Genomic DNA, 24521 nt, shown 5'->3' on the forward strand with positions numbered 1-24521 from the left:
CGAGGCGGCACGTGCCGGCGAGGCCGGCCGCGGCTTTGCCGTGGTCGCTTCCGAGGTCAAGGCGCTCGCCGAACAGACCGCGAAGGCGACGGGCGAAATCGGCCAGCAGATTTCCGGCATCCAGGCGGCGACGCAAGACTCGGTCAGCGCCATCAGCGCCATCAGCAACACCATCGAGAAGCTGTCGGAGATCTCCTCGACCATCGCAGCTGCCGTCGAGGAGCAGGGCGCGGCGACACAGGAAATCTCCCGCAACGTGCAGCAGGCGGCCGAAGGTACCCATCAGGTGTCGTCCAACATCACCGACGTGCAGCGCGGTGCGGGGGAGACCGGCTCGGCGTCCTCGCAGGTGCTGGCGGCGGCGCAATCGCTGTCCGGCGACAGCAACCGCCTCAAGCTCGAAGTCGGCAAATTCCTCGACACCGTGCGCGCCGCCTGAGGCGGCATCGCGCGCAGTCGCAAGCACTGCGCGAGCCCGGCTCCGTGCGCGAAGCGACGACGCGCGCGTGAGAAAATTAGCAGGCGTTCTCTGCTAATCCGAGAGGCCCGTTTCAATTGCGCGGGATAGTTGTGAAGATTCCGCGGCTTGAGCAGCGTATTCCGTACTTCTACCAAGCAGCGTCGCCTCGCGCTTAACGTTAATGGAAAGCTCGCAGACTAATCTCCCCGGTTGTTCACGCGCTTCGTCGCGACAATGCGTATCCCGGGGATGTTTTCGATGATGTTTATTCAGAACCTGCGAATTGGCACCAAGCTCGCCATCACCTCGGCGCTGACCATCGCGCTCGTCGCGCTGATGATCCTGCTCCAGATGAGCGGAGGGGCCGAGGTCCAGAAGCTCAGCAATGGAGCATCGGGACAGCAGGCGATCGCACAAAACGCCGCGGAAGCGAAGGCGTCGGTCCGGGGAATGCAGATCGGCATTCGCGACATCCTGACGTCCGGCTCGCCGGCCGAGATGGAGAAGGCCGTCAGTTATTTCAACGACCGACAGACGGCGGCCCTGAAGTTCTCCGGCGAAATGGCAAGGCTCTCGCAATCGCCGGAGAACCACAAGCGTATCGATCGCCTGACGGTGTTGATCGGCAATTTCCAGAAGGGCGAGGCGCAGATCGAGGCGATCCGCAAGCAGGAGCTGGCGCTCGATTCGAAGAAGGACGGCGAAGCGGCGACGCAACTGGCAAAGCTGACCGCTGAGGTCGACCGCATCCGCAAGGAGACGCTGGCGCCGATCAACGCGGAAATATCGGAGCTCGCCGACGAAATCACGAACTTCGCCAAGCGCAAGAGTGGGGAGGCGCGGACGGCGGCAGAAGCGGAGGCTGCGTCCGTTGCGCGGACGTCATTGATCGCAGGCGTGCTGGTCGCGTTCGTCCTGATCGGCGCCTGTGTCTTCTCGATCTTCAGCATTGCCCGTCCCATGCGCGCCCTGACCGCCGCGATGGAGAAGCTCGCCGGCGGCGACTTCGCCGTGGTGCTGCCGGGCCTCGGCCGTAAGGACGAGGTCGGCGGCGTTGCCGGCGCCGTCGAAAAATTCAAGTCCGTATCCGAGCAGAAGGCGCGCCAGGAAGCCGAATCCAAGATGCAGCAGGACCAGATCGCGGCCAAGCAGCGCAAGGCCGAGATGCGCAAGCTTGCCGACAGTTTCGAAGGCGCCGTTGGCCAGATCGTCGGTACGGTGTCGTCGGCCTCGACCGAGCTCGAAGCATCCGCTACGACGCTGACGTCGACCGCCGAGCGCACGCAGCAGCTCACGACGGTGGTTGCCGCAGCCTCGGAGGAAGCCTCGACCAACGTGCAGTCGGTGGCCTCTGCGACCGAAGAGCTGTCGTCCTCGATCACCGAGATCAGCAGGCAGGTCCAGGAATCGGCGCGTGTGGCCAGCGAAGCCGTCGGCCAGGCCCGCACCACGACTGAGCGCGTCAGCGAACTGTCGAAGGCCGCGACGCGGATCGGCGACGTGGTCGAGCTGATCAACACCATCGCCGGCCAGACCAACCTGCTGGCGCTCAATGCGACCATCGAGGCGGCGCGTGCCGGCGAGGCCGGCCGCGGCTTTGCCGTGGTCGCTTCCGAGGTCAAGGCGCTGGCCGAGCAGACTGCGAAGGCGACCGGCGAGATTGGCCAGCAGATCGCCAGCATCCAGACCGCGACCGAGCATTCGGTCGGCGCCATCAGGGACATCAGCAACACCATCGAGAAGCTGTCGGAGATCTCCTCGACCATCGCAGCGGCCGTCGAGGAGCAGGGCGCGGCGACGCAGGAGATATCCCGCAACGTGCAGCAGGCGGCCGAAGGCACGCAGCAAGTGTCGTCGAACATCACCGACGTGCAGCGCGGCGCGGGCGAGACCGGCTCGGCGTCCTCGCAGGTGCTGGCGGCCGCGCAATCGCTGTCCGGTGACAGCAACCGCCTCAAGCTCGAAGTCGGTAAATTCCTCGACACCGTGCGCGCCGCCTGACGCGGCCGCCTTCATCGATCATCCGCCGACTGCAACCGCCGCGCGAGACGCACGGCGGTTCGCACGCGTTCGCGGTTGAATAGCGCAGCGCAAAGATCTGCACGGTTAACCTTCCGGAAAACCGATGCAGTCATGATCTCCGCAATATTCCGGGTGCCGAGTCGCCCTCCTTGTATTGCGTATTGATCGTTTGGAGCAGATTCATGAGCGGCCTTTCCATCCGTCTGACGCACAAGGTCATGGCGATCGGACTTTTCGGTCTCGTCGGTCTCACCGCCTTCGGCGCAATCTACCAGATCGGCAGCCTCTCCCAGGACGCCTCCCGGGCCGATGCCAACCGCGCTCGTGCGATCGCTGATCTCGACAAGCAACTCTCGATCGAGATGCTGGAGGCGCGCCGGAACGAGAAGAACTTTCAGCAGCGCCGGAACGAAAGCTACGCCAAGGCGCATGCCGATCTGATCGGACCGATCAACCGCGACTTCGAGGAGGTCGAGCGGCTGATGGCGGCCGGCGGCATGAGCGCGCTGTCCGACCGGATGAAGCAGGCCCAGGATGGCTTCAAACGATACGCGTCGGACTTCGGCAAATTGGTGGCTGCGGAGACCCGGCTCGGCCTGAACGAGACGCTGGGCCTGTCCGGCTCGCTCCGCGCCGCGGTGCACGACATCGAGGCCAAGCTCAAGGAGATCGACGATCCCAGAACCACGAGTTGGATGCTGATGATGCGCCGGCATGAGAAGGACTTCATGCTGCGGCGCGACCCAAAATACATCGGCGAGATGAAGAAGGCCGCGGTCGAATTCTCCAAGGCGATAGAGGTCGTCGCAGTCCCTATGGCGGTGATGAACGACATCACGGCCAAGCTGCAGAAATACCAGTCCGAGTTCACAGCGTGGGTAGACACTGCACAGCAGAGCGCCGCCCTTGACGCCAGCATGATGAAGACCTTCCGCGAGCTCGAGCCGGGCATGGTCGAGGTGAGCAATACAGTCGAAGGCCTTTACAAGCAGGCCGACGTTGCGGAAGCTGCGACCCGCGATGCAGTGCGCATGTGGATGATGGTCGCCTTCGCCATTGCCGTCGCCGTGCTCGCCGCGGTCGGCTTCCTCCTGGGACGTTCGATCTCGAAGGCGCTTGCCGGCATGGTCGATGCGATGACGCGGCTTGCGCGCGGCGAGCTTTCGATTTCCGTTCCCGGCATCGGGCGCAGGGATGAGATCGGCGAGATGGCTGGGGCCGTCGAGGTATTCAGGGCCAACATGGCGGAGGCTGAGCGGCTGCGCACTGAGCAGGTCGAGGCCGATGTGCGCAGGCGCCAGCAGCGCAAGGCCGACATGCAAAGGCTCGCCGATAATTTCGAAGGCGCGGTCGGCGAGATCATCGAGACCGTGTCGTCGGCGGCAACCGAGCTGGAGGCGTCCTCGAACACGCTGACCCAGGCCGCCGAGCGCGGCAACGGGCTTGCCACCGCCGTGGCGTCGGCCTCCGAAGAGGCCTCCGCAAACGTGCAGTCGGTGTCGTCCGCGAGCGAGGAAATGACCTCCTCGATCTCCGAAATCAGCCGTCAGGTGCAGGAATCGGCGCGTGTTGCCGACGTCGCCGTCGAGCAGGCCCAGCGCACCAATGCGCGCGTCGCCGAGCTGACCAAGGCCGCCTCCCGCATTGGCGACGTGGTCGAACTCATCAACACCATCGCCAGCCAAACCAATCTGCTGGCGCTCAACGCGACGATCGAGGCGGCACGGGCGGGCGAAGCCGGCAAGGGCTTTGCCGTGGTCGCGACCGAAGTGAAGGCGCTTGCCGAGCAGACTGCGAAAGCCACGGGCGAGATCGGCCAGCACATCGGTGCGATCCAGAACGCGACGCAAGACTCGGTCGGTGCGATCAAGGAGATTGGCGACACCATCGCGCGGATGTCGGAGATCTCGTCGGCCATCGCCGCCGCGGTCGAGGAGCAGGGCGCCGCGACGCAGGAGATCTCCCGCAACATCCAGCAGGCCGCGAACGGCACCTCCGAAGTCTCGGCGAATATCGGCGACGTCCAGCGTGGCGCAAGCGAAACCGGGGCTGCCTCGGCGCAGGTACATTCGGCCGCGCAATCGCTGTCGCAGGAGAGCAACCGGCTGAAGAGCGAGGTCGCGCGCTTCCTGGAGTCGGTACGGGCGGCGTGAAGGCGTCCATCTCCGTTGAATGCTGCAATGCAAGCACGGCGCACTCGCGTCGCAGCAGGCGGTGTCGGTGCAGCTGCAACAGATGGTTGCAGGAGAAATAATGACGGTCGGGGCTGTCCCGTAGTTTTACGTAGGTTCCTGTTAACGCCTGTTTGCAACTATGAGCGCAATCTCACGGGATAAGAACCAGCCAGCATTGTTGAACTGACCTCCGTCTCGCCATCGTGGCGGCGATGACGGCGCAGGTGCTTTGCGCGTTGCTAGGTAACATCGGGATTTGTCGTGATGTCGAAATTGTCGATCGTCTTCAAGCTTCTGGCGGTGCTGTCGGTCCTCGTGCTCTCGCTCGCCGGTGTCGGCGTGACGGCGATCGGCACCATGCAGAACATCAACTCCCACACGGTCGAGATCGCGGAGAGCTGGTTGCCCAGCGTGCGCGCGCTCGGCTCGCTTCGTGCCGACATCAACGAGCTGCGCGTCGCGCTCCGCCTGCATCTGATGCAGGACACGATTGAGGGCAAGGACGCCGCCGAGAAGCGCCTCGCTTCACTGCGCGAGCGCATCGACCAGACCCGCAAGGTCTACGAACCGCTGATCACCTCGGCCGAGGAACGCTCGCTCAACGAACAATGGAGCAAGGCGTGGGCCGAATATCTGAACGGCGTGCAGGACGTGATGGCGCTGTCGCGCAAGGGCGTTGGCCGGTTCCCGACTGAAGCCAACGAATTGTTGCAGACCAAGGTCGCGAAGATGGCCCAGGCTGCCGACCCGCTGCTCCAGAAGGGCATCGAGCTCAACAACCGGGGCGCCGAGCTGGAGACCAAGCAGGCGGCCGACAGCTATGCCATGATCTTCCGCGTGCTGGTCGGCATCATCGTGCTCTCGGTCGTGATCGCGATCGGCGCGGCCTATTATCTCGTGCGCGACGTTTCTCGTGGCATCGCCTCGATCATCCGCCCGATGCAGTCGCTCGGCGAGGGCGACCTCTCGGCCGAGGTACCGCATCGCGGCGAGAGGACCGAGATCGGCTCGATGGCGGATGCGCTCCAGATCTTCAAGGAGGCGCTGATCGCCAAGAAGGCCGCCGACGAGGCCGCCGCGGCCGACGCCGAAGCCAAGATCGAACGCGGCCGCCGCGTCGATGCCATCACCCGCAAGTTCGAAGCCATGATCGGCGAGGTCGTCGGCACCGTGTCGTCGGCTTCGACCGAGCTCGAGGCCTCCGCGTCGACGCTGACCGGCACCGCGCAGCGCGGACAGGAGCTCGCGACCGTCGTTGCCGCCGCCTCGGAGGAGGCTTCCACCAACGTGCAGGCTGTGGCATCCGCGTCGGAAGAGCTGTCGTCCTCCATCACCGAGATCAGCCGCCGCGTGCAGGATTCGGCGCGGATGGCGGCGGAGGCCGTCGAACAGGCGACGCGGACCAACGCGCGCGTCAACGAGCTGTCGCAGGCGGCGTCCCGCATCGGCGATGTCGTCGAGCTCATCAATACCATCGCGGGCCAGACCAATTTGCTGGCGCTGAACGCGACCATCGAGGCCGCCCGAGCCGGCGAAGCCGGCCGCGGCTTCGCGGTCGTCGCCTCCGAGGTCAAGGCGCTGGCCGAGCAGACCGCGAAAGCCACCGGCGAGATCGGGGCGCAGGTCGCGGGCATCCAGGCGGCGACGCAGGAATCGGTCAATGCCATCCAGGAGATCGGCGGCACCATCGAGCGGCTGTCCGAGGTGTCTGCGGCCATCGCCGCCGCCGTCGAGGAGCAGGGCGCGGCCACGCAGGAAATCTCGCGTAACGTGCAGCAGGCCTCGGTCGGCACGCAGGAGGTCTCGTCGAACATCACCGACGTGCAGCGTGGCGCGATCGAGACCGGCGAGGCCTCGACCGAGGTGCTGTCGGCGGCGAAGTCGCTCGCGAGCGACAGCACACGGCTCAAGGTCGAGGTCGCGCAGTTCCTGGAATCGGTCCGCGCGGCCTGATCCTCAAATACCCGCCTGGGGAGCCGGTGGCGGCGTGACCTGCCGCCGGAACAGGATGCGCTGATAGAGCCAGCCGATCGCGACCAGCACGATGCCGAGGCACATGAACGACAGCGCGCGGTAGACGCCCGTCAGCGTCGACATGTCGATGACGAAGGCCTTCAGGATCGTCAGCGCGATCACGGCGGCCGAGGCCAGCCGCGCCCGCTCGGAAATGACGAGAATGCCGACGCCGAGCAGCACCACGCCAAAGCCGAGCCAGCCGATCGAATAGGTGTATTGCTCAGCGCCCGTCGTCGGGCCGGTGGAGAGGATCGGGCCGTGATAGAAGCGGCGGATCTCCAGCGTGACATAGGCGAGCGCGAACAGCAGCGCGCCGCCCGCGATCGTGTTGGCGTAGGCCTTGCCGCGTTCGCCGACCACCGCATAAGAGAGCAGCAGCATCAGCACCGCCGGCAGCGCGTAGCCGAGCAGCAGCAGGTTGAATACGGCGCCACCTACATCGGTGCGCCACAGCAGCGGGTTCTCCAGGATCAGGAGGCCGAACACGCCGACGAGCCCGCCGATCGCCGTGAGCACGACCGCGCCGACATTATGCACGACGCTGCGGCTGCGCAGCCGCAGCCGCTCCAGCCCGATTGCCATCGAGAGCGTCACGCAGACTTGCAGCGCGAATTCCAGCAGCGACGGCGCGGCCGTCATGTTGCCGCCGGTCGCGAGGTGCCGGATCTCCATGAAGGCGAGCAGCGCGGTGAACAGGATCGCGGCGGTCTCGACCATGCGCAGCGGCGCGTCGTCATCGCCGCGGCGCAGGAACAGGCTCGCCGCCCAGAAGGAGGCCGCCGGCAGGCCGTAGCCCCACAACAGCCAGTTGAAGATCGGCGTGGCGCCGACGGCGTCGCCGACGATGCGCGGATCGTAACCGATACGTGCGGTGACCAGCCCGGCGAAGATGGCGGCCAGCCAGCGCAGGAACGGGATCGGCCGCTGCATCGATATCCATGCGGTGCCGAGCGACATCAACGCCAGTGCGATGGTGAGCCAGCCCTTCTCCAGCGCAAACGTCAGCGCCAGCGCCAGCGCGCCTAGCGTGCCCGTCGCGAACAAGGCCGTGGAGATCATGGCGCCCGGCCGGGTCTCGCGGCGCGCAAGGGCTTCGGTCGCAGCGCCGAAGGCTGCGGCGAGCAGTACCGCGAGGATCGCGAACGGGATCGAGCGGTCGAGATGCGCGATGCGTGCGTAGAGCGCCACCAGGATCGCGATCGGCGTCGCGACGGCTGCCGCCGACCACACCACCGGAATGATCGCCGAGTGCGAACGGCCTTGCGCGAGGAAGCCCGCGATGCCGAAGCCGGCGGCGAAGATCGCGGCCATCACCAGATGCAGCGTCACCGAGCTATCGGTCGCGACCGGGCCGACGCCGGCCATGGGGCCGCCCGGCAGCACCAGCATGTCCGGATTGGCGCGCACCGCCCATTCGGCGAACACGACGAACACGGTCGCGGCGGCCGCGCCGAGCGCGCCCGTTGCCGCCGGGGCGCGCCAGGCGACGAGCAGCGTGGCGCCGACGAGCAGCGTGAAGGCGATCAGCGCCAGATCCGCATGCGCGCTCGACAGCACGATCAACATGGCGCCGAACAGATAGGCGCCGAGCGAACTCGACGAGACCGGCTCGATCTCGCCGTCCTCGATCGCCGGACCGAACATGAAGCCGCAGACGACGAGCAGCGCGGCCAGCACGAAGCCTGCGATCACATGGAAAGCATGCGGCGCGACCTGCAATTCGCCGATATCGAGACCCGGAAAAATCCAGAGCACGGCGAAGGCGATGGTGGTCACCGCAAGCCAGCGCCACAGCCGGATGCGTGCGAGACCAAAACTCGCGGCGGTGACGATGGCGAGATAGATGTAGAGCGCCCAATAATCCGGCTTGCCGCTGGAGACGAGGATCGGCGTGACGAAGGCGCCGACCACGCCGAGGCCCGCGAGCGCTGGCCCGTGCAAGAGCGCTGCGGCCAGCGTGCCGAGTGCGACGAGGCCGAGCAGCACGAAGGCGGTCGCGGGCACGAGGAAGCCGTAGAGCGCGTAAGCCGCGTAGATGGTCGCAAACGCCACCGCCGTGCCCGCCGCGGTGAGGATCGCAGGGATATTGGCGATCGGCAGCGCCTGGATGTTGGAGATGCTCTCCTTCCGCCGCGACCATTCGCCGGCGCCCAGCAGCGCCAGTGCAAACACGCCGCCAAGGAACACGCGTACGCCGGGGCCGATCAGGCCGGCCTCGATCGAATAGCGCACCATGAAGAAGCCGCCCAGCGCGAGCGCGAGGCCGCCGATCCATACCACCCAGCGCGTGCCGAGACGCTCCTCGAAGCCAGGCTCTCTAAGATCAGGCGCCGGCGCGGGAAGGGGCGGTGGTGCATCGGCCGTGGAGCTCGCTGCGAGCGGGGGCGGTGAAGCATCCTCGGTGACGAGGGGGGGCGGCGGCGCCTCGGCTTCGGGGACAAGCGGCGGCGGCTCTGCGGAAGTCGTTGCGGGCGCTGCAGCCTGCACCGGCGCGGGCATTAGCGGCGGCGGCTGCACCCTCCGTTGCGCGGAAAACATCTCTTCGAGCGAGCTCAGCCGGCGGCGCAGCTCGGCCGCCTGGTTGGAGGCCTTGATCGCGATCAGGAAAGCGACGATCGCGATGATCAGCGCAAAGAAATCAAACGGGCCGTCGAACATGAAGCCTCCAGGCAACCGGCGGGCAGGGGCCGGTCGCGAATCTTAAAGTCTAGCGCCGGGACCGTACACGCAAGCCCGGCGCGGGCCGCTCCTGGAGCACGTCGCGACGGAAGCGGTAGAGCGCCGCCGGACGTCCGCCCGTCTGTGTCGACATCACCCCGGTCGGTTCGACCAGGGCTTCCATTTCGACCAGGCGGCGGAAATTTTGTTTGTGCAGGTGCCGGCCGGAGATCGCTTCCACCGTGTGCTGCAATTCGGTGAGTGTGAACTCGGCGGGCAAAAGTTCAAACACCACAGGACGATACTTCAGTTTTGCACGCAGCCGCGCGATCGCGGTGGCAAGAATCCGGCGGTGGTCGAAGCGCATGGACGTGCCGAGCGGGGCAAGCGCCTTGCGCGCTAATGCCGCAGGGCGGCCGTCGCGCCGGGCTTCCTCGATCAGCCCGGCCTCGTACAGGAGCTCGTAGCGGTCAAGCACGCGCTCCTCGTCCCAGGGCGCGCCGTCGAGGCCGAAATAGAACCGCACGCGATCCTTGCGCGGCAGTGCGCGCGTCGTCTCCGGCGTCTCGTCCTCGGCCCATGTCGTCAGTGCGGGGATGATGTCGCGCGCGATGATCGCCGGGGGCCCCTCGCGCCAGTCTTCCCAGGGCAGGAAGCGATACCACGGCTCGAAGCTCGCACCCGTGGCTGCGAGTTCGCCGCCGACGGCGCGCGTCAGCGCGAGATAGCCGATCGACACCATGTGCGCGCCGGTGTCGCCGGCCTCCGCGTGCCGGCCGCGATCGCCAAACGTGTAGAGCTGCTCGACATAACCGAGCCGCAGGCCCGCCTGTTCCTCGACCCAGGCACGCAGGCCGATCTCGAAAGTGCGATGGCTGAGCGCATCGAATGGGCCGAACGGCAGGCCGGCCAGTCCGTCACTGCCGCGCGCGGTGAGGATCAGCGGCTCATGATCCTCGATTGCGGCGATCGCGGCGGTCAGGCCGATCTCGATCGGCGTCAGCAGCTTTTCGCTCATGCGGTGATCGCAGCGGTCATTCGAGCTCGATCACGAAGGGGCGGCCTTCGACCATCATCGCGCCTGGACCCATTTCGTCGAGCGCGCGCAGCATGCGGCCGTTGCGCCCCAGCGCGCGGTCGGCAAGGCCGACGATGCGCCGGTTCGGCGAGGCGATGGGGGAGGCCGCGCGGATCTTCTTCGCGATCTCGATCTCGTCGCGCTCCGGATTGAGGGCGCAGACGGCGGCAAAGGCGCTCGCGGTGGAGCGGCTGATGCCGGCATAGCAATGCACCACCAGCGGCGCATTGCGGTCCCAGCCGCGCACGAAGTTCAGCACCTGCTCGATATGCGTTTCCGAGGGCGCGACAAAACCGGCCATCTCCTCGGTGATGTCGTCCATCGACACCTTGAGATGGTTGGCCGGCAACACCGACACCGGCCGCGCCACCTGTTCGACATTGGCCATCACGGTCAGCACATGGCTGGCCTTGGTGAGGCGGACGGTTTCGGGAAGGGCGGCGAGGGAACAGACGTGGATCATGGCGGACCTTTTTGTCGCTGATTATAGCGAGCGCCCGTAGGGTGGGCAAAGGCGCTTCGCGCCGTGCCCACCCTTTCGCTTCGCGCACCTCTTGCGGAGTTTGGTGGGCTCGCTCCGCTTTGCCACCCTACGAAGTGATGATGCTCACACAAACACCGCGTTGAACCGCTCCAGAAACTGCTTCTCGGCCCGCGCCGCCGTCCAGGGCGTGAGATAGTCGCGCCGCACGCTGTCGGACAGGCCGGGGTCCCTGCCGAACAGGCGCCGGGCCTCGGCATCGCTGAAGCCGGCAAGCTCGGTCGCCTCCAGATAGGCCGCACCGCGATCGGCGGCCTTGATGGCCAGCGTGATCTCGTCGGGCAGCGCCGGCGGCAGGCCGAAGCGGATGTGGATGGCGCCGAGCAGGCGCTTCTCCACAGCCTTGTAATGGCCGTCGAGCACCGCCTTGAACGGTGAGATCATGTCGCCGATGACATATTCGGGCGCATCGTGCAGCAGGGCTGCGAGCCGCATGCGTTCATCGACGCGCGGGTTCTCATGCCGCATCACGGCCTCCACCAGCAGCGTGTGCTGCGCGACCGAGAAGATATGCGCGCCTGTCGTCTGCCCGTTCCAGCGCGCGACGCGCGCCAGACCATGCGCGATGTCGGCGATCTCGACGTCGAGCGGGGACGGATCGAGCAGATCGAGCCTTCGGCCCGACAGCATGCGCTGCCAGGCGCGAGAGGCTACATCCCGTGCAGTCTTCTTCGCCGTCATTTGGTCTTGAGGCGCGGCTTGCGCTGCGACTTGCCGCAGCTCGCGTGGCAATGGCAGTCGACGAGATGGTCGTTGACCATCCCGGTCGCCTCCATGAAGGCGTAGACGATGGTCGGGCCGACGAATTTGAAGCCGCGTGATGACAGGTCCTTTGATATCTGCGCCGACAAAGGCGTCGAGGCCGGCACGCTCGCGGTGGTCTTGAAATTGTTGACCTTGGGCCTTCCGTCCATGAAGTCCCACAGCAGTTTTGAGAAGCCCGGGCCCTTCTCCATGATCTCCAGGTAAGACTTCGCGCTCAAAATCGCGCCGTCGATCTTGGCTCTGTTGCGAACAATGCCGGCATCGTTCATCAGCGCGTGGACCTTCTTCTCGTTGTAGCGCGCGATCTTCTCCGGTTGGAAATCGTCGAAGGCTTTGCGGAAATTGTCGCGCTTGCGCAGGATCGTGATCCAGGAGAGGCCGGCCTGAAAACCGTCGAGGATCAGCTTTTCATAGAGCGCGCGGTCGTCATATTCCGGCACGCCCCATTCGGTGTCGTGATAGGCGACGTAGAGCGGATCTTCGCCGGGCCAGGGGCAACGCGTCTTTCCGTCGGGATGCAGGCGGGCGGCACGGCTCATGTGATGGGCTGCTTCAAGGGAATACGAACGACTTCAGGTTCGGCGAGCGTAAGAGCGAGGCCACCGGCGGTGAGCGGCTGGCCGGCATCGAGCGCATCGGCAACGCGGTCGATGCGCACCAGCGCGATGCCCTTGCCTTGCGCCGACGAACCCATCGTTCCGACGGATTTGTCGCCGGCCATAACACTGACGCCGGCCTCCGGCGAGAGGTCGTCGAGCAGCACCTTCACGCTACGGGTACGCGCGGTGCCGCGATGCTGCATGCGCGAGACGACCTCCTGGCCGACATAGCAGCCCTTGTCGAAATCGACGCCGGCAAGGCGGTCCATGTTGGTCTCGTGCGGGAACGCGTCGCTGTACATGAAATCGAGCCCGCCGCGCGGCACACCGAGCGCGATGCGGTGCGCCTCGTAGTCGGCGGCATCGACCAGCTCGGCGCCGATCAGGTCGGACAGCTTCTGCTTGAGATCTTTGGGGATCAGGATGCGAGTGCCGAGCTCCCCATTGCGCGGGTCGGCGAAGGCGAGGTCCGGCTGAGCCGCAGGCTCTCCGTCCCAGGCCGCGAGCACGCCGAGATCGTCGGAGAGGTTTTCCACCGTGACCTTGGCGCGCAGCTTGTAGAATTTCAGCTTGGTGGCGAGGCCCTCGGCCAGCGCTTTCGGGCAGTCGATCAGGAACCCGCCGCCATGGCCCGTGGGCACCTCGGTGATCAGGAAATCCACGATGATCTTGCCCTGCGGCGTCAGCAGCGCGCCGAATCGCCCAAGGCCGGGCTTGAGCTTGTCGACGTCGGTGGTGACGAGGCCGTTGAGGAAGTTGCGCGCATCCTCGCCCGCGACCTTGACCACACCCCGGTCGGGAAGAAACGCTGATTTCATGTGAAAATCTCTTGCGACATGTTGCTCCGGAACGTAAGCCCGCAGGGATTAAACGACAAGACCTCGAGCCCCGCGCTTGGGGATGAGAGAGGGCATCCGCCATGACCCAGCGTTTTGATGTGATCCTCAAAGGGGGCACCGTCGTCAACCAGGACGGCGAGGGCGTTCGCGACATCGGCATCACCAACGGCCGGATCGCCGAGTTGGGTCCGCTGTCGCAGGCTTCCGCCGCCGAGGTGGTCGACTGCAAGGGCCTGCACATCCTGCCCGGCGTCATGGACACGCAGGTGCATTTCCGCGAGCCCGGACTGGAGCAGAAGGAAGACCTCGAGACCGGTTCGCGCAGCGCCGTCATGGGCGGCGTCACAGCCGTGTTCGAGATGCCGAACACCTCGCCATTGACGGTGACCGAGGCCACTTTCACCGACAAGGTGAAACGCGCGCATCACCGCATGCATTGCGATTTCGCCTTCTTCATCGGCGGCACCCGCGAGAACGTGCAGGACCTGCCGGTGCTGGAGCGCGCGCCGGGCTGCGCGGGCGTCAAAGTGTTCATCGGCTCTTCGACCGGCGCGCTCCTGGTGGAAGACGACGAAAGCCTGCGCCGCATCTTCCAGGTGATCCGCCGCCGCGCCGCATTCCACGCCGAGGACGAATACAGACTCAACGACCGCAAGTCGCTGCGTATTGAGGGTGATCCGCGCTCGCATCCGGTCTGGCGCGACGAGACCGCGGCGCTGATGGCGACGCAGCGGCTGGTCAAGCTCGCGCACGAGACGGGCAAGCGCATCCACGTGCTGCACATCTCGACCAAGGAAGAGATCGAGTTTTTGCGCGACCACAAGGACGTCGCGTCCTGCGAGGCGACGCCGCATCATCTCACGCTGGTCGCGCCCGAATGCTACGAGCGGCTCGGCACGCTGGCGCAGATGAACCCGCCGGTGCGCGGCGCCGATCACCGCGCCGGGATCTGGCGCGGCATCGAGCAGGGCATCATCGACGTGCTCGGCTCCGACCACGCCCCGCATACGCTGGAAGAGAAGCAGAAGACCTATCCGGCCTCGCCATCCGGCATGACCGGTGTGCAGACGCTGGTGCCGCTGATGCTCGATCACGTCAATGCCGGGCGCCTGTCGCTGGCAAGGTTCGTCGACCTCACCAGCGCCGGCCCCGCGCGCCTCTACAACATGGCCTGCAAGGGCCGCATCGCCGCCGGCTACGACGCCGACTTCACCGTCGTCGATCTCAAACGCAGCGAGACCATCACCAACAAATGGGTCGCCTCCAAAGCCGGCTGGACTCCCTATGACGGCGTCCGCGTCACGGGCTGGCCCGTCGGCACCTTCATCCGCGGCCGCCGCGTGATGTGGCAGGGCGAACTGGTGACGGCGTCACAGGGCGAGCCGGTGCGGTTTCTGGAGACGTTGAAGCAGTAGGTTTGTTCCCTCTTCGCTTGGAACCTTGTTAGGGACTCGCGAACCGTTTGACAGCGATTGGTTGTAACAAGTAGAGAGTGCCATTAATCGAATAAAATTAGGGCGGAAAATGGCGACTTTTGATTTCAATAGCTTGAATCGTCCCGCATCGGCTAGGCGGTCGACCAATCCGATCGAAATTTTTCGCGCGACGCCCGCACTAGCCGGCACCCCGAACGACCTTTGGCAGGGGCAATCGAAGGCTCTTGAGCAGTGGCATACCGGTCGCCACCTCAGAGATACTCTCATCTCTCTTCATACAGGAGCCGGTAAGTCGGTTGTCGGTCTGTTAATCGCTCAAAGCCTGATCAATGAAGGTGTTGCTAGAGTTCTCTACGTGTGCGCAACCAACGATCTCGTCGCGCAAACTTCACGAGAGATAACTACAAAGCTCGGGTTCACGCATTGTACCAGAGTTGCCGGCCGTTTTTCCAACGACAGCTATTCGACGGGCGAAGGTTTTTGTCTGACGAACTATCAGGCGCTATTCAACAGCAGAACCGTGTTCGCCCGCGATAACAGGCCGGGCGCTATCATTTTTGATGATGCTCATGTAGCCGAAAAGATCATCCGTGACTGCTTCACCCTTCGTATAGACAAGGGGAAGTTTCCAAGGATCTATTCTCGATTGGCTCAACTTGCGGCTCCGCATTTTGAAGCAGTCGGTCGTACCGATTATTTTGCGCGAATATTGCAGGGAGATTCTTCTTATCGTGTCGCGCTACTGCCTCCCGGTGCGGTGGTTTCGATTGTGAGAGAGGGAGTGCTACTCAGCCTCCTTCGGGAGGCTGAGGCGGAAGTGAGCGAGATTGCCTTCCCTCTGGGGCATTTGGCGGATCACCTGAATGCCTGCACTATCCTCTTTTCTCAAGACTCGGTTGAAATTTGCCCAGCATTTTTGCCGTCGAAGCGACTCGCATATCTGACAGATCCTGAGATCCGCCGGATATATCTCTCCGCGACACTGACCAGCGAGGTTGATTTTTGCCGAGCGTTTGGCCGGAAGCCCTCCAACAAGATCGAGCCGGAAAGCGATGCGGGCATGGGGGAACGGCTTATTGTGCTCGCCGAGAGAAGCAATCTCACCAATGGTGGTGTTCCAAACGTTGGCGATGTCACCTTGGCGACATGCTTGTCGGCGAAGAATAAGCTTCTTATCTCAACGCCGAGCTATCCTGCGGCTTCAAAGTATAAAGCGCTTTCAACGCCGCCAACTGCCTCAGAGTTCACAGAGAAGCTTGACGAATTTAGGCGCTCAATTAATCCGAGTACCTTCATTCTAGTCGGTCGAGTGGATGGGATTGACTTGCCGCACTCCACCTGTCGTGTGATGTTGGTAGATGGATTGCCGACCGGATTCTCGCTCCTGGAGACTTATCTCTACGACAGCTTAGAGATGAGAAATTCCTACGCTGCGAAACTTGCTAATCGAATAACCCAAATGTTCGGTCGAACGAACCGCGGTAGAAATGATTTCTCAATCATCTTTGTGTCTGAAAAGCGTATAGTCAACTGGCTGTCTACTCCGAGAAATGTTGCCCTTTTGCCCGAATTGTTGCGGAAGCAATTGTTGTTGGGGCGATCGCTTGTGGGCCAATTTAAGATCAAAGACATTCAGCAGTTTCCGGGCCTCATAAACCAAGTTGTCGATCGAGACCCCGGCTGGCTCAAATACTATCAGGATTCTATCTCTGGTGTTGACATAAGCGCTGATCAAAAAGCGCAGGCTGCAGAAAGTGATGCAATACTCACCGGCGCCGCATTAACAGAAGCCGAGTTCGCCGCTCAAATGTGGGATGGCAATGCTAGTGCTGCGCGGGAGGCCTTGGCCTCAATGGTAGATAAAGTTGTTGTGGCCGATCGGCGTCTGGCGGGTTGGTACAACATACAGTTGGGACACACGTTCGAACTGCAGGGGGATATCGAATCTGCAGCGAAGCAATATTCGCAGGCCAGGGGGCGAATTCACACGTTGATGGCTCTGCCATATCCTGCAACAACCTCTTCCGTTACGACCGCAGCTCAGCCGATCAATCGACTTCATTCACGGTTGATGGAGATATTTGCTAGCGACGTTCGCCATCAGAATGATCAAATTTCAAAGGTGGAACGGTCGGTGGCTCCGCTGTTCGATCCAGGTGCCTCAGCAAGTCAGCATGAAGAAGCTATGCGAGCTTTAGGGGATGTTTTGGGATTTGTGGCCACAAGGCCGGAGCAGGATGAAGATAATGCCTGTACTCTTGATGTTCTCTGGAGAAGCGAAAGCTCGAAGGAATCTATTCTGATTGAACTCAAGACGAAGAAAAAATCGGAAGGCATGATCAATCTGGATGATATTGGTCAAGGCTTCAATCACTCGGAATGGGTGACGAATAGCTTTCCGGGCGATAGAGTTCTCGGGTTTGTAATCGTATCTCTCAGTGTAAAACGATCACGCGAATCGGCTCCATCAAAAGATATGTGGCTGGCAACGGTCGCGCCATTCCGCCAATTATTTGATGACTTTATGCAATCAATCGCTGCGTTGCAGCGTATCCCTCCGCTTCAGCGTATCTCGGAGATGGAGGCTTTCGCGATCAGAGCGGAGTGGCAGCCGGAAGCGATATTTGCGCGCGTGAAAGGTACGCAGATGTTGGGCGTGCCTACCGAGTAACCGCGGATAGCGCTACCGGACCGTCAGGTACGCCACCGACTTCACCGCTGTCGATCTCAAGCGCAGCGAGACCATCACCAACAAATGGGTCGCGTCCAAGGCCGGCTGGACCCCCCAGGGTGAACTCGTGACGGCCTCGCAAGGTGAGCCGGTGCGGTTTCTGGAGACGTTGAAGGCGTAGGGATTGCAGGTAAGCGGCACAAGCGTTCCGCACACCCGGTGTCGTCCTGGCGAAAGCCAGGACCCATTACCCCGACTGCTTTTGTTGCGATGACTGGTGGCCAACACTTGCGCGCCACAACTTGATCCTGTGGTAATGGGTCTTGGCTTTCGCCAGGACGACGCTGAGGGAGGAATGAATGTCCCAACCAACACCCCTCATCACCACCGAGCAACTCGCAGCCCAGCTCGGCGATCCCAACCTGCGCCTCTACGACTGCACGACCTACAACGAGCCGGTGCCACCAGGCAGCGACATGCCCTATCGCGCGGTGCCCGGCGACAAGACGTTCGAGGCGGGCCACATCCCGGGCGCCGATTGTCTCGACCTGCAAGGCGAGTTCTCCGACGCCTCCGCGTACCAATTCTTCATGATGCCTGATGTGGCCCAGTTGGAGGCCGCATTCGGCCGCCACGGCCTCGATGCGCGCAAGACCATCGTGCTCTACAGCATCGGCACGATGATGTGGGCGACGCGGTTCTGGTGGATGCTGCGCTCGCTCGGCGTCGATGCGCAGGTGCTCGATGGCGGTTTTGACAAGTGGAAAGCCGAGGGGCGGCCGATCGAGACCGGCGCACCGAGGGGCTACCCGGCCACGACCTTCACGGCCGTGCCGCGCGCGGGCCTCTTCGTCGACAAGGATGTTGTGAAGGCGCGGATCGGCGATCCCTCGACCGTGATCGTCAACGCGCTCGGGCCGCAATTTCATCAGGGCCTCGAGCCGAGCCGCTACGGCCGTCCCGGTCGTGTTCCCGGCAGCGTCAACGTATCAGCGGCAACGCTCACCAATGCCGACAAGACGCTGACGACGCTCGCCGATGCCGGAGCAAAATTCGCAGCCCAAGGCGTCACCCGCGACAAGAACGTGATCCTGTATTGCGGCGGCGGCATCTCGGCGACGATCGACCTGCTGCTGCTGACGCAGCTCGGCTACGACAAGCTGACGCTGTACGACGCCTCGATGGGCGAGTGGGCAAGGGATCCGGCGCTGCCGATCGAAACGGATTAAAGGCGCGCATTCCCGATCGCAGCGGGAACATCTCCCGGCTGGCGCAAGATGAATGCTTGTGCGAGCGAAGAGGCTTCCGTGCGATAAGACATGGCAGACTTCGCGACGGTGCTTACTGTCTGGAAATGTCGACCGAGAATTCGCCGTTGCGGATGCGGCCGGGAAAGCCTTCGACGAACTTCGCCACCGCGTCCTCGCCATAGGTGCCGACGAGCTCGGCAAGGGCCGCAAACAGGCTCGCCTGCGCCAGGCAGTCGCCGTCGACGCCGTCATGGCGCGCTTCGGCCCAGGCCTCGTTGAGATAGCTCAGTGCGGCCTGTTTCTGCTCGTGATCGGGCAGCGGCGCGCGGGCGGGAGCGTAAGACACTGGATGGCTCATGAAACTCGATCAGGGCTGGGGCGCGATCCACGGCGATGCGCTGTGTCAGAGGTGTAGCACGCGCATTAAGGCCCGCTAGGCCACATCTTTAGGAACGGTTAATGGCTGTGTACAAAGACGATGACAGAGTTCCGTTGTGGCGTTCCACAGCCCTCTCCTCATGGTGAGGAGCGCGCTCTTCGCGCGCGTCTCGAACCATGTAGGGAGGCACCTAGTTCGCGTAACGCGCCGTAAGATCCCGCGAGATCTTCGAGCCTTCCTCGATGTAGCGGCGGATCGCCACCGTCGCGGCCGGCGTGCAGCTCCGGTAGGTCTGCTGAAAACCGTTATAGCCGCGGTTGAAGCCGGCGATCATGCGCGTGCGGCGCTCGCCCGCGGGGGTTTCGGCATCGATCAGCGCCTGCATCTCGCTGCGCCATTTGTTGCCCTCGTTGGACCCGCAGATGCCGCGCAGGTAATGCAGCCCGCCGAGAATCTCGGCCAGCCGCTGCAAATCGCCGTCAAACGGCGCTGCTCCGTCCTGGGCCCTCGTGGGCACGGAGGCGCAGGCGAGAATCAGGGCAAAAATAGCCAGAAATCGCGTGGACATCGGCGGGGTGTATGCCTCGTCATGGCTGGGGACGCAAGGCGAGCCGCGCGGCGGACTGGATGACCTCTTCCAGCCCCCCGGTCAGCTTGAGGTCGCCGAGGCTCGCCAGGGCATCCGGGGCGATCCAGCGGTAATCGTCGAGCTCGTCGTTGAGCACCGGCTCCCGGGCCACCCAGTGGGCGGCAAAGGACATGATCAAATAATGGCCGGCGCCGGCCGCGGCCGGCAGCACTTCGCGCCAGCCGGCGAGGCCGATGATGTCGATCTCGAGCCCGGTCTCCTCGTCGATCTCGCGCGCCAGCGCCTGGTGCAGCGATTCGCCGAACTCGACCCGGCCGCCGGGCAGCGAATAGAACCCCTTTGCTGGCGAGCGCGCGCGGCGGGTCAGAAGCACCTTGCCGTCACGAAAAATCGCGCCACTGACCGCGATCTGGGGACGGGTGGGCTGGACGACCGCAGGCATATCTTCACCTACTTGACTTCAAGTACTTGGGCTCAGTTCGCCATGATGGTGTCGACGTCGGCTTCCGCGCCGCCATTGATGATGCCGCCACAGGCCGCGATCAGCGGCTTGACCCAGAGGGCGGCCTGCTCGGCGAGACGAACGCGGGTCGTGTCCTTCTCGACCTCGCGCATGGCCGAGCCGACTGCTGTGAGGATCGAGGTCATGGTGTCGGCGAGGTGGTCGAACTGGGCGCGCACGTTCGGGTCGGCCGTCTCGTAGGCCTCGATCGCCAGGTCCCGCGCCTTGAAGTTCGAGGCCGTGAAATGCTCGGCATAGGACAGCGGCGACCAGGTCAAAAAATCTTCAGCGCATTCCGGCATGTCCGGGACCATTTCCAGCAGCATCACGGCTTCATTGAAATGGTTGAGATAGTCGGTGGCAAGCCCGGTCCGCGGGTTGATATTGGCCACGCGCAGCCGCTCGGCCCAGCCATCGGACCCGGGGCCCGTCTGTCCATGCATTCGCGCCGGCTGGGAGACCGTTGAGCTCATCTGCCGCAGTGTTAACGTTCGGGGTTAAAAGGACCTGAACGGACCCTATATAGACGCCCAAGGATGTGTGGACGCTTCGTCATAACTTCGGCCCCCGCGGCTTTGCGGCAACTGTTTGGCTACATCGAGCAGCCGAACTTCCCGCCTCGGTACAATGTGGCCCCAACGCAACCGATTCCGGTCGTGTTGCTCGAGAACGGCGCGCGGCATTTTCGCCTGATGCGCTGGGGCCTGTTGCCGGGTTGGGTCAAGGATCCCAAGGGATTTACGCTCCTGATCAACGCCCGCTCCGAGACGGTGCTGGAGAAACCCGCGTTCAAACGCGCGATTCGCCGGCGGCGCGGCCTGATCCCGGCCGACGGCTATTACGAATGGAAGACGGAGGGGGGCCGCAAGCAGCCCTTCTTCATCCATCGCGCCGACGGCGAGCCGCTCGGCTTTGCCGCATTGTTCGAGACCTGGGCCGGGCCGAACGGCGAGGAGGTCGACACCGTCGCGATCGTCACGGCAGCGGCGGCGGGTGAGGATCTCGCCACGCTGCATGACCGCGTGCCCGTCACCATCAGCCCGCGCGATTTCGAGCGCTGGCTCGACAGAAGCAGCGATGACGTCGATGCCGTGTTGCCGCTGCTGACCGCCCCGCGCCTCGGCGAATTCGCCTGGCACCCGGTCTCCACCCGCGTCAACCGCGTCGCCAATGATGACGAGCAGTTGCTGTTGCCGATCAGCGCGGAGGAGATCGAGGCGGAGGCGGATGCCGCGAAGCCCAAAAAGGCGGTGCGAAAGGTTGCTGCTCCGTCGTCAGATGACGGGCAGGGATCGTTGTTCTAGGCCAGCTGGTGCCATTTACTCTGTGTCGTCCCGGCGAAGGCCGGGACCCATACCCCCAGGGAGAGTTGTGGACCGAGATGGTCGTGGGCAGTCTTCGCCAAACTCAATCTTGTGGTTATCGGTCCCGGCCTTCGCCGGGACGACACTGAATGTTAGCCGCCGCCTTACACAATCTCCCTTGCCCTTAACCTCGCGATCTCCGCCGCATCGAACCCCAGCTCGCCCAGCACCGCGTCCGTATCCGCCCCCAGCTCCGGCGCCATCCGGTCCAACCGGCCGCCGCCATGCGCGAGCTTGAAGCCGCTGCCGGCAAAGCGCAGGCGGCCGTAGGGCGTGTCCAGCTCCTGGATCGCACCGCGCGCCTTGATCTGCGGATGGTCGATCACCTCCTCAACCTTCCAGATGCTGGCGCAGGGCGCGCCGGCATCTTCCAGAATCGTCTCCCATTCGCGCGCGGGTCTCGCCGCGAGCGCCTCCTCAATGATGGCGCGCAGGGCCGGCTCGTTCTCGTTGCGCGCGAACCAATCGGCGAAACGCGGATCGGTGAGGATGTCCTCGCGGCCGAGCGCGGACATCAGCGCGCGATACTGCTTCTCGTTGTTGACGGCGAGCAGGATGTGGCCGTCGCCGCATCTGAACAAGTTCGCCGTGGTCCTGCGGCTCACCGCCTGGTTGCCCGACAGCTGCTGGCGATGGCCCGCGACCGACCAGTCCGCGATCTGGCCCGACAGAAACGCCATCGTTGCCTCCAGCATGGAGACGTCGATGAGCTGGCCCTTGCCGGTGCGGTCGCGCTGGTACAGCGCGCTCGACACGCCGAACGCAGCGGTCGCGCCCGAGAGCACGTCGCACACCGCAAAACCCGCGCGCGTCGGGCCCGTTTCGGGGTGGCCCGTGATCGCCATGATGCCCGACAGCGCCTGCATCTTGCCGTCATAGCCGGGACGCAGCCGGTCGGGCCCGGTCTGGCCGAAGCCTGATACCGCGCAATAGACCAGTTTTGGATTGATCGCGGACAGCGCCTCATAGCCGATGCCGAGCTTGTCCATCACGCCGGGACGGAAATTCTCCATGACCACGTCGACCTGGCTCGCGAGCTTCTTCACGATCGCGATCGCATCGGGCTTTTGCAGGTCGAGCGTCAGGCTGCGCTTGTTGCCGTTGATGGCCTGGAATGCCGGCGCCAGACCGCGCTCGGCCCATTCGCGCGACAGCGGCGTGCGGCGCATGTCCTCGCCCTCGCGGCGTTCGACCTTGATGACATCGGCGCCCAGCAATGCGAGCTGGTAGCTGGCATAAGGGCCGGCCAGCACCTGCGTGAAGTCCAAAATCTTCACGCCCTCGAACGGTCGCGTCACGTCGCTCTCCCTTTTTGTTTTGGTTGTCGGAGGACGTCAGGCGGCGCGGTTGCCGCGGGCGATCTCCTTCTGCTTGTCGAATTCGGCGCGGCGGCGCGCCAGCTCTTCAGGGCTGAGCTGCGCGACGTTGTTGTAGTCGAGCTTCCAGGAGGCGTCCTCGCTCCAGCGCAGCGGCGACTGCATCGTGGTCTGCGGGCCACTCGCGGTCTCCAGCAATTTGAGCGCCAGTTCGAGCGTCTGCGCCTGCGAGGCGAGGTCATGCGGCTTGCCGGCGGAATTGCCGAGCGGGAAATCCGAGAACAAGAAGCGCGGCACGGCGGCGTGCTCGATGATGTCCTTGGCGCAGCCCATGATCACGGTCGCAATGCCGTTGGCCTCGAGATGCCGCGCGACCAAAGCGGTGGTCTGGTGGCAGACCGGGCAGTTCGGCACCAGCACCGCGACGTCGACCTTGTCCGCGACGGCCCGCGCCAGAATTTCCGGCGCGTCGGTGTCGAGCGTGACGCGATGGCTGCGATTGGTCGGCGCGCCGAAGAAGCGTGGGGCCGCCTCGCCGATGCGGCCCGCAGCGCTCGCCTTCAAAAGCTGCGGCAGCGGAAACCAGGTGCCGTTGTCGGTGGCCGAGGTGTGCTTGCGGTCGTAGCCGATATGGGAGATGCGAAGGTCGTGCGGCTTCGCCGTGTCGCCGTCATAGACCTGGTAGAATTTCGCGCCGCCATTATACGCCGCGCCCGGCCCCTGGTCGCCCTTGGCCGGATCGTAGGGCGCGGCCGTGGTGATGATGGTGACGCGCGACTGCGAGAGCGGCTTCTTCAGCGGCTGGAACGGCGCCTCGGTGTAATGGGCCCAGCGATACGCCGTGGTGTAGCCGATCGCGGCGTAATAGTCCCGCGTGCGCTGCATATAGGGGACGGGGGCATCATAGTCGGGCGCAAAGCCGAATTCGTCGTCGCGCGAAGCGGACATGGGCGCGTCTCCTGGTTCTTGGTTGGCGACAGACTAGAGATAGTTGGTCCGATCCTCAACAGAAGACGCAATATTAGCCAAGGCGAAATTCCCAACTAGGGTACTGGCTTGTAATGGCGCCTCAGCCACGCACAAAGACCATCCAAGCCAGTCATCAAGACCCGTTCGTTAATATTTGATTGGTCCAGCTTGTCTCGTATCTCCCATTTCAACGCGGCGGGGATGATGATCTTCTTTGCATCTACCTTTCCGGCAATCAGTGGTCTTGACAACCAGTCATCCATTGAGAGTTTTGGATCGCTTAGAGCCGAGAAATACGCGAATTGATTGACGATGCGATCGTCGATCGCTGGTGGCTCAAAGAAAACCGCGATATCTGTACCCATCATTTCATTGTGTTTGGAATCGAGCACCTCCAAATTTTCAATGCTTTCTGCGAGTGCCTCAATGGAGAATATCGTCGAGCCGAAATCTTTCAGAATAGTACGATGTTCGTCCTGCAATAGGTCATGGACCTGCGCGTAGTTGACTTTCCAGACTGCCGAATCGCTTGAGAAGTCATCTATCGAGTTGGTAGCGAAATGGAGAGCGACAAATGGCGAATAGGTCCAATCGAGAAGTCTGGTCGGTAGACCATGATGCTGGGCGACGCTGATCCAGTGCCATTCGCTGCTTCGCTCAGTGACGTGGCTATGTGCATACTTCTTGAATTGCTTGATGAGATTTTTCTCCAGCCCGTCATACGGGGTTCCAAGGCGCGTAAGCCCGTTCTCCAAACGATAGGTATGAACGTTAAGGCCACGGTAGGCGAACGTCGATCGGTACCGCTTTAGTTTAGGATCCCAAGTTTCTGAAAAGAGTTCTTCATTCAATTGGGACCAATTCGCCACATTGACGATATTCAAAGTAATCTC

21 protein-coding genes and 1 pseudogene are annotated in these 24521 nt (G+C 63.5%); 9 read left to right on the plus strand and 13 right to left on the minus strand.

The features are described 5' to 3' along the window. The 4 genes from IVB31_RS22530 to IVB31_RS22545 form a co-directional block, all read left to right on the plus strand. Positions 1-439: methyl-accepting chemotaxis protein (locus tag IVB31_RS22530; protein ID WP_247327709.1), on the plus strand; the 439-nt coding region annotated here is incomplete at its 5' end. A gap of 279 nt (positions 440-718) precedes the next feature. Beyond that, a complete protein-coding gene (locus IVB31_RS22535; RefSeq protein WP_247327710.1) occupies positions 719-2461 on the plus strand; it encodes a HAMP domain-containing methyl-accepting chemotaxis protein in 1743 nt (580 codons plus the stop codon). Positions 2462-2664: 203 nt separating this feature from the next. Continuing rightward, positions 2665-4635, plus strand: a complete 1971-nt coding sequence (locus tag IVB31_RS22540; RefSeq protein WP_247327712.1) for a HAMP domain-containing methyl-accepting chemotaxis protein — start codon at positions 2665-2667, stop codon at positions 4633-4635. Between the two features lie 285 nt (positions 4636-4920). Next, positions 4921-6609, plus strand: a complete 1689-nt coding sequence (locus tag IVB31_RS22545; RefSeq protein ID WP_247327715.1) for a methyl-accepting chemotaxis protein — start codon at positions 4921-4923, stop codon at positions 6607-6609. A 3-nt stretch (positions 6610-6612) separates the two neighbouring features. On the opposite strand, the gene IVB31_RS22550 is transcribed toward IVB31_RS22545, so the two are convergent. From IVB31_RS22550 to IVB31_RS22575, 6 genes are all read right to left on the minus strand, one after another. Further along, positions 6613-9330 (minus strand): DUF2339 domain-containing protein, encoded by a 2718-nt coding sequence (locus IVB31_RS22550; protein ID WP_247327718.1) that lies wholly within the window; start codon positions 9328-9330, stop codon positions 6613-6615. A 49-nt stretch (positions 9331-9379) separates the two neighbouring features. Then, positions 9380-10348 (minus strand): NAD regulator, encoded by a 969-nt coding sequence (locus tag IVB31_RS22555; protein WP_247327720.1) that lies wholly within the window; start codon positions 10346-10348, stop codon positions 9380-9382. A gap of 16 nt (positions 10349-10364) precedes the next feature. Further along, positions 10365-10871: a protein-tyrosine phosphatase family protein gene (locus IVB31_RS22560; RefSeq protein ID WP_247327722.1), complete on the minus strand. Its 507-nt coding sequence runs from the start codon at positions 10869-10871 to the stop codon at positions 10365-10367. Positions 10872-11015: 144 nt separating this feature from the next. Then, positions 11016-11630, minus strand: a complete 615-nt coding sequence (locus IVB31_RS22565) for an HD family hydrolase (RefSeq protein ID WP_247327725.1) — start codon at positions 11628-11630, stop codon at positions 11016-11018. Continuing rightward, complete coding sequence (locus IVB31_RS22570; protein ID WP_247327727.1) at positions 11627-12253, minus strand: DNA-3-methyladenine glycosylase I; 627 nt, start codon at positions 12251-12253, stop codon at positions 11627-11629. The genes IVB31_RS22565 and IVB31_RS22570 overlap by 4 nt, the downstream gene beginning before the upstream one ends. Further along, the gene (locus IVB31_RS22575) at positions 12250-13131 is read right to left on the minus strand and encodes a folate-binding protein (RefSeq protein ID WP_247327730.1); all 882 of its coding nucleotides are present in this window, start codon (positions 13129-13131) and stop codon (positions 12250-12252) included. Before IVB31_RS22575 ends, IVB31_RS22570 begins: the two co-directional genes overlap by 4 nt. A gap of 101 nt (positions 13132-13232) precedes the next feature. Between IVB31_RS22575 and IVB31_RS22580 the strand changes: the two genes are divergently transcribed. From IVB31_RS22580 to IVB31_RS22595, 4 genes and pseudogenes are all read left to right on the plus strand, one after another. After that, positions 13233-14567, plus strand: coding sequence for a dihydroorotase (locus tag IVB31_RS22580; protein WP_247327732.1), 1335 nt, complete (start codon positions 13233-13235; stop codon positions 14565-14567). Positions 14568-14676: 109 nt separating this feature from the next. After that, positions 14677-17259 carry a DEAD/DEAH box helicase family protein gene (locus IVB31_RS22585; protein WP_247327736.1) on the plus strand — a complete coding sequence of 861 codons (2583 nt, stop codon included), beginning with the start codon at positions 14677-14679 and terminating at the stop codon, positions 17257-17259. A gap of 37 nt (positions 17260-17296) precedes the next feature. Beyond that, a pseudogene (locus IVB31_RS22590) lies at positions 17297-17440 on the plus strand (dihydroorotase); the annotation flags it as partial. A 178-nt stretch (positions 17441-17618) separates the two neighbouring features. Beyond that, positions 17619-18488 carry a sulfurtransferase gene (locus IVB31_RS22595; protein ID WP_247327739.1) on the plus strand — a complete coding sequence of 290 codons (870 nt, stop codon included), beginning with the start codon at positions 17619-17621 and terminating at the stop codon, positions 18486-18488. Between the two features lie 112 nt (positions 18489-18600). Here IVB31_RS22595 and IVB31_RS22600 read toward each other — a convergent pair whose 3' ends face one another. The 4 genes from IVB31_RS22600 to IVB31_RS22615 form a co-directional block, all read right to left on the minus strand. Further along, positions 18601-18867, minus strand: coding sequence for a hypothetical protein (locus IVB31_RS22600; protein WP_007594892.1), 267 nt, complete (start codon positions 18865-18867; stop codon positions 18601-18603). 211 nt (positions 18868-19078) lie between these two features. After that, on the minus strand, positions 19079-19456 hold the full coding sequence (locus IVB31_RS22605; protein WP_106945075.1) for a TIGR02301 family protein: 378 nt from the start codon (positions 19454-19456) through the stop codon (positions 19079-19081). A gap of 19 nt (positions 19457-19475) precedes the next feature. Then, positions 19476-19919 (minus strand): NUDIX hydrolase, encoded by a 444-nt coding sequence (locus tag IVB31_RS22610; RefSeq protein WP_247327741.1) that lies wholly within the window; start codon positions 19917-19919, stop codon positions 19476-19478. 32 nt (positions 19920-19951) lie between these two features. Then, positions 19952-20452 carry a hypothetical protein gene (locus IVB31_RS22615; protein WP_247327744.1) on the minus strand — a complete coding sequence of 167 codons (501 nt, stop codon included), beginning with the start codon at positions 20450-20452 and terminating at the stop codon, positions 19952-19954. Between the two features lie 63 nt (positions 20453-20515). Here IVB31_RS22615 and IVB31_RS22620 point away from each other — a divergent pair, with 63 nt between their 5' ends. After that, on the plus strand, positions 20516-21283 hold the full coding sequence (locus tag IVB31_RS22620; RefSeq protein WP_247327747.1) for an SOS response-associated peptidase: 768 nt from the start codon (positions 20516-20518) through the stop codon (positions 21281-21283). A gap of 164 nt (positions 21284-21447) precedes the next feature. On the opposite strand, the gene IVB31_RS22625 is transcribed toward IVB31_RS22620, so the two are convergent. The 3 genes from IVB31_RS22625 to IVB31_RS22635 form a co-directional block, all read right to left on the minus strand. Further along, entirely contained in the window at positions 21448-22641 is a 1194-nt protein-coding gene (locus IVB31_RS22625) for a CoA transferase (protein ID WP_247327749.1), read from the minus strand. 36 nt (positions 22642-22677) lie between these two features. Further along, the gene (locus tag IVB31_RS22630; protein ID WP_247327752.1) at positions 22678-23607 is read right to left on the minus strand and encodes a glycine reductase; all 930 of its coding nucleotides are present in this window, start codon (positions 23605-23607) and stop codon (positions 22678-22680) included. A 95-nt stretch (positions 23608-23702) separates the two neighbouring features. Beyond that, entirely contained in the window at positions 23703-24512 is an 810-nt protein-coding gene (locus IVB31_RS22635) for an FRG domain-containing protein (protein WP_247327755.1), read from the minus strand. Positions 24513-24521 lie beyond the last annotated feature (9 nt).

It is taken from the genome of Bradyrhizobium sp. 21 (assembly GCF_023073335.1).
GTDB lineage: Bacteria > Pseudomonadota > Alphaproteobacteria > Rhizobiales > Xanthobacteraceae > Bradyrhizobium.

Coding starts and splice junctions, on each gene's coding strand:
- IVB31_RS22535 (WP_247327710.1), top strand. CDS start 719: ATGATGTTTATTCAGAACCTGCGAATTGGCACCAAGCTCGCCATCACC.
- IVB31_RS22540 (WP_247327712.1), top strand. CDS start 2,665: ATGAGCGGCCTTTCCATCCGTCTGACGCACAAGGTCATGGCGATCGGA.
- IVB31_RS22545 (WP_247327715.1), top strand. CDS start 4,921: ATGTCGAAATTGTCGATCGTCTTCAAGCTTCTGGCGGTGCTGTCGGTC.
- IVB31_RS22550 (WP_247327718.1), bottom strand. CDS start 9,330: ATGTTCGACGGCCCGTTTGATTTCTTTGCGCTGATCATCGCGATCGTC.
- IVB31_RS22555 (WP_247327720.1), bottom strand. CDS start 10,348: ATGAGCGAAAAGCTGCTGACGCCGATCGAGATCGGCCTGACCGCCGCG.
- IVB31_RS22560 (WP_247327722.1), bottom strand. CDS start 10,871: ATGATCCACGTCTGTTCCCTCGCCGCCCTTCCCGAAACCGTCCGCCTC.
- IVB31_RS22565 (WP_247327725.1), bottom strand. CDS start 11,630: ATGACGGCGAAGAAGACTGCACGGGATGTAGCCTCTCGCGCCTGGCAG.
- IVB31_RS22570 (WP_247327727.1), bottom strand. CDS start 12,253: ATGAGCCGTGCCGCCCGCCTGCATCCCGACGGAAAGACGCGTTGCCCC.
- IVB31_RS22575 (WP_247327730.1), bottom strand. CDS start 13,131: ATGAAATCAGCGTTTCTTCCCGACCGGGGTGTGGTCAAGGTCGCGGGC.
- IVB31_RS22580 (WP_247327732.1), top strand. CDS start 13,233: ATGACCCAGCGTTTTGATGTGATCCTCAAAGGGGGCACCGTCGTCAAC.
- IVB31_RS22585 (WP_247327736.1), top strand. CDS start 14,677: ATGGCGACTTTTGATTTCAATAGCTTGAATCGTCCCGCATCGGCTAGG.
- IVB31_RS22595 (WP_247327739.1), top strand. CDS start 17,619: ATGTCCCAACCAACACCCCTCATCACCACCGAGCAACTCGCAGCCCAG.
- IVB31_RS22600 (WP_007594892.1), bottom strand. CDS start 18,867: ATGAGCCATCCAGTGTCTTACGCTCCCGCCCGCGCGCCGCTGCCCGAT.
- IVB31_RS22605 (WP_106945075.1), bottom strand. CDS start 19,456: ATGTCCACGCGATTTCTGGCTATTTTTGCCCTGATTCTCGCCTGCGCC.
- IVB31_RS22610 (WP_247327741.1), bottom strand. CDS start 19,919: ATGCCTGCGGTCGTCCAGCCCACCCGTCCCCAGATCGCGGTCAGTGGC.
- IVB31_RS22615 (WP_247327744.1), bottom strand. CDS start 20,452: ATGAGCTCAACGGTCTCCCAGCCGGCGCGAATGCATGGACAGACGGGC.
- IVB31_RS22620 (WP_247327747.1), top strand. CDS start 20,516: ATGTGTGGACGCTTCGTCATAACTTCGGCCCCCGCGGCTTTGCGGCAA.
- IVB31_RS22630 (WP_247327752.1), bottom strand. CDS start 23,607: ATGTCCGCTTCGCGCGACGACGAATTCGGCTTTGCGCCCGACTATGAT.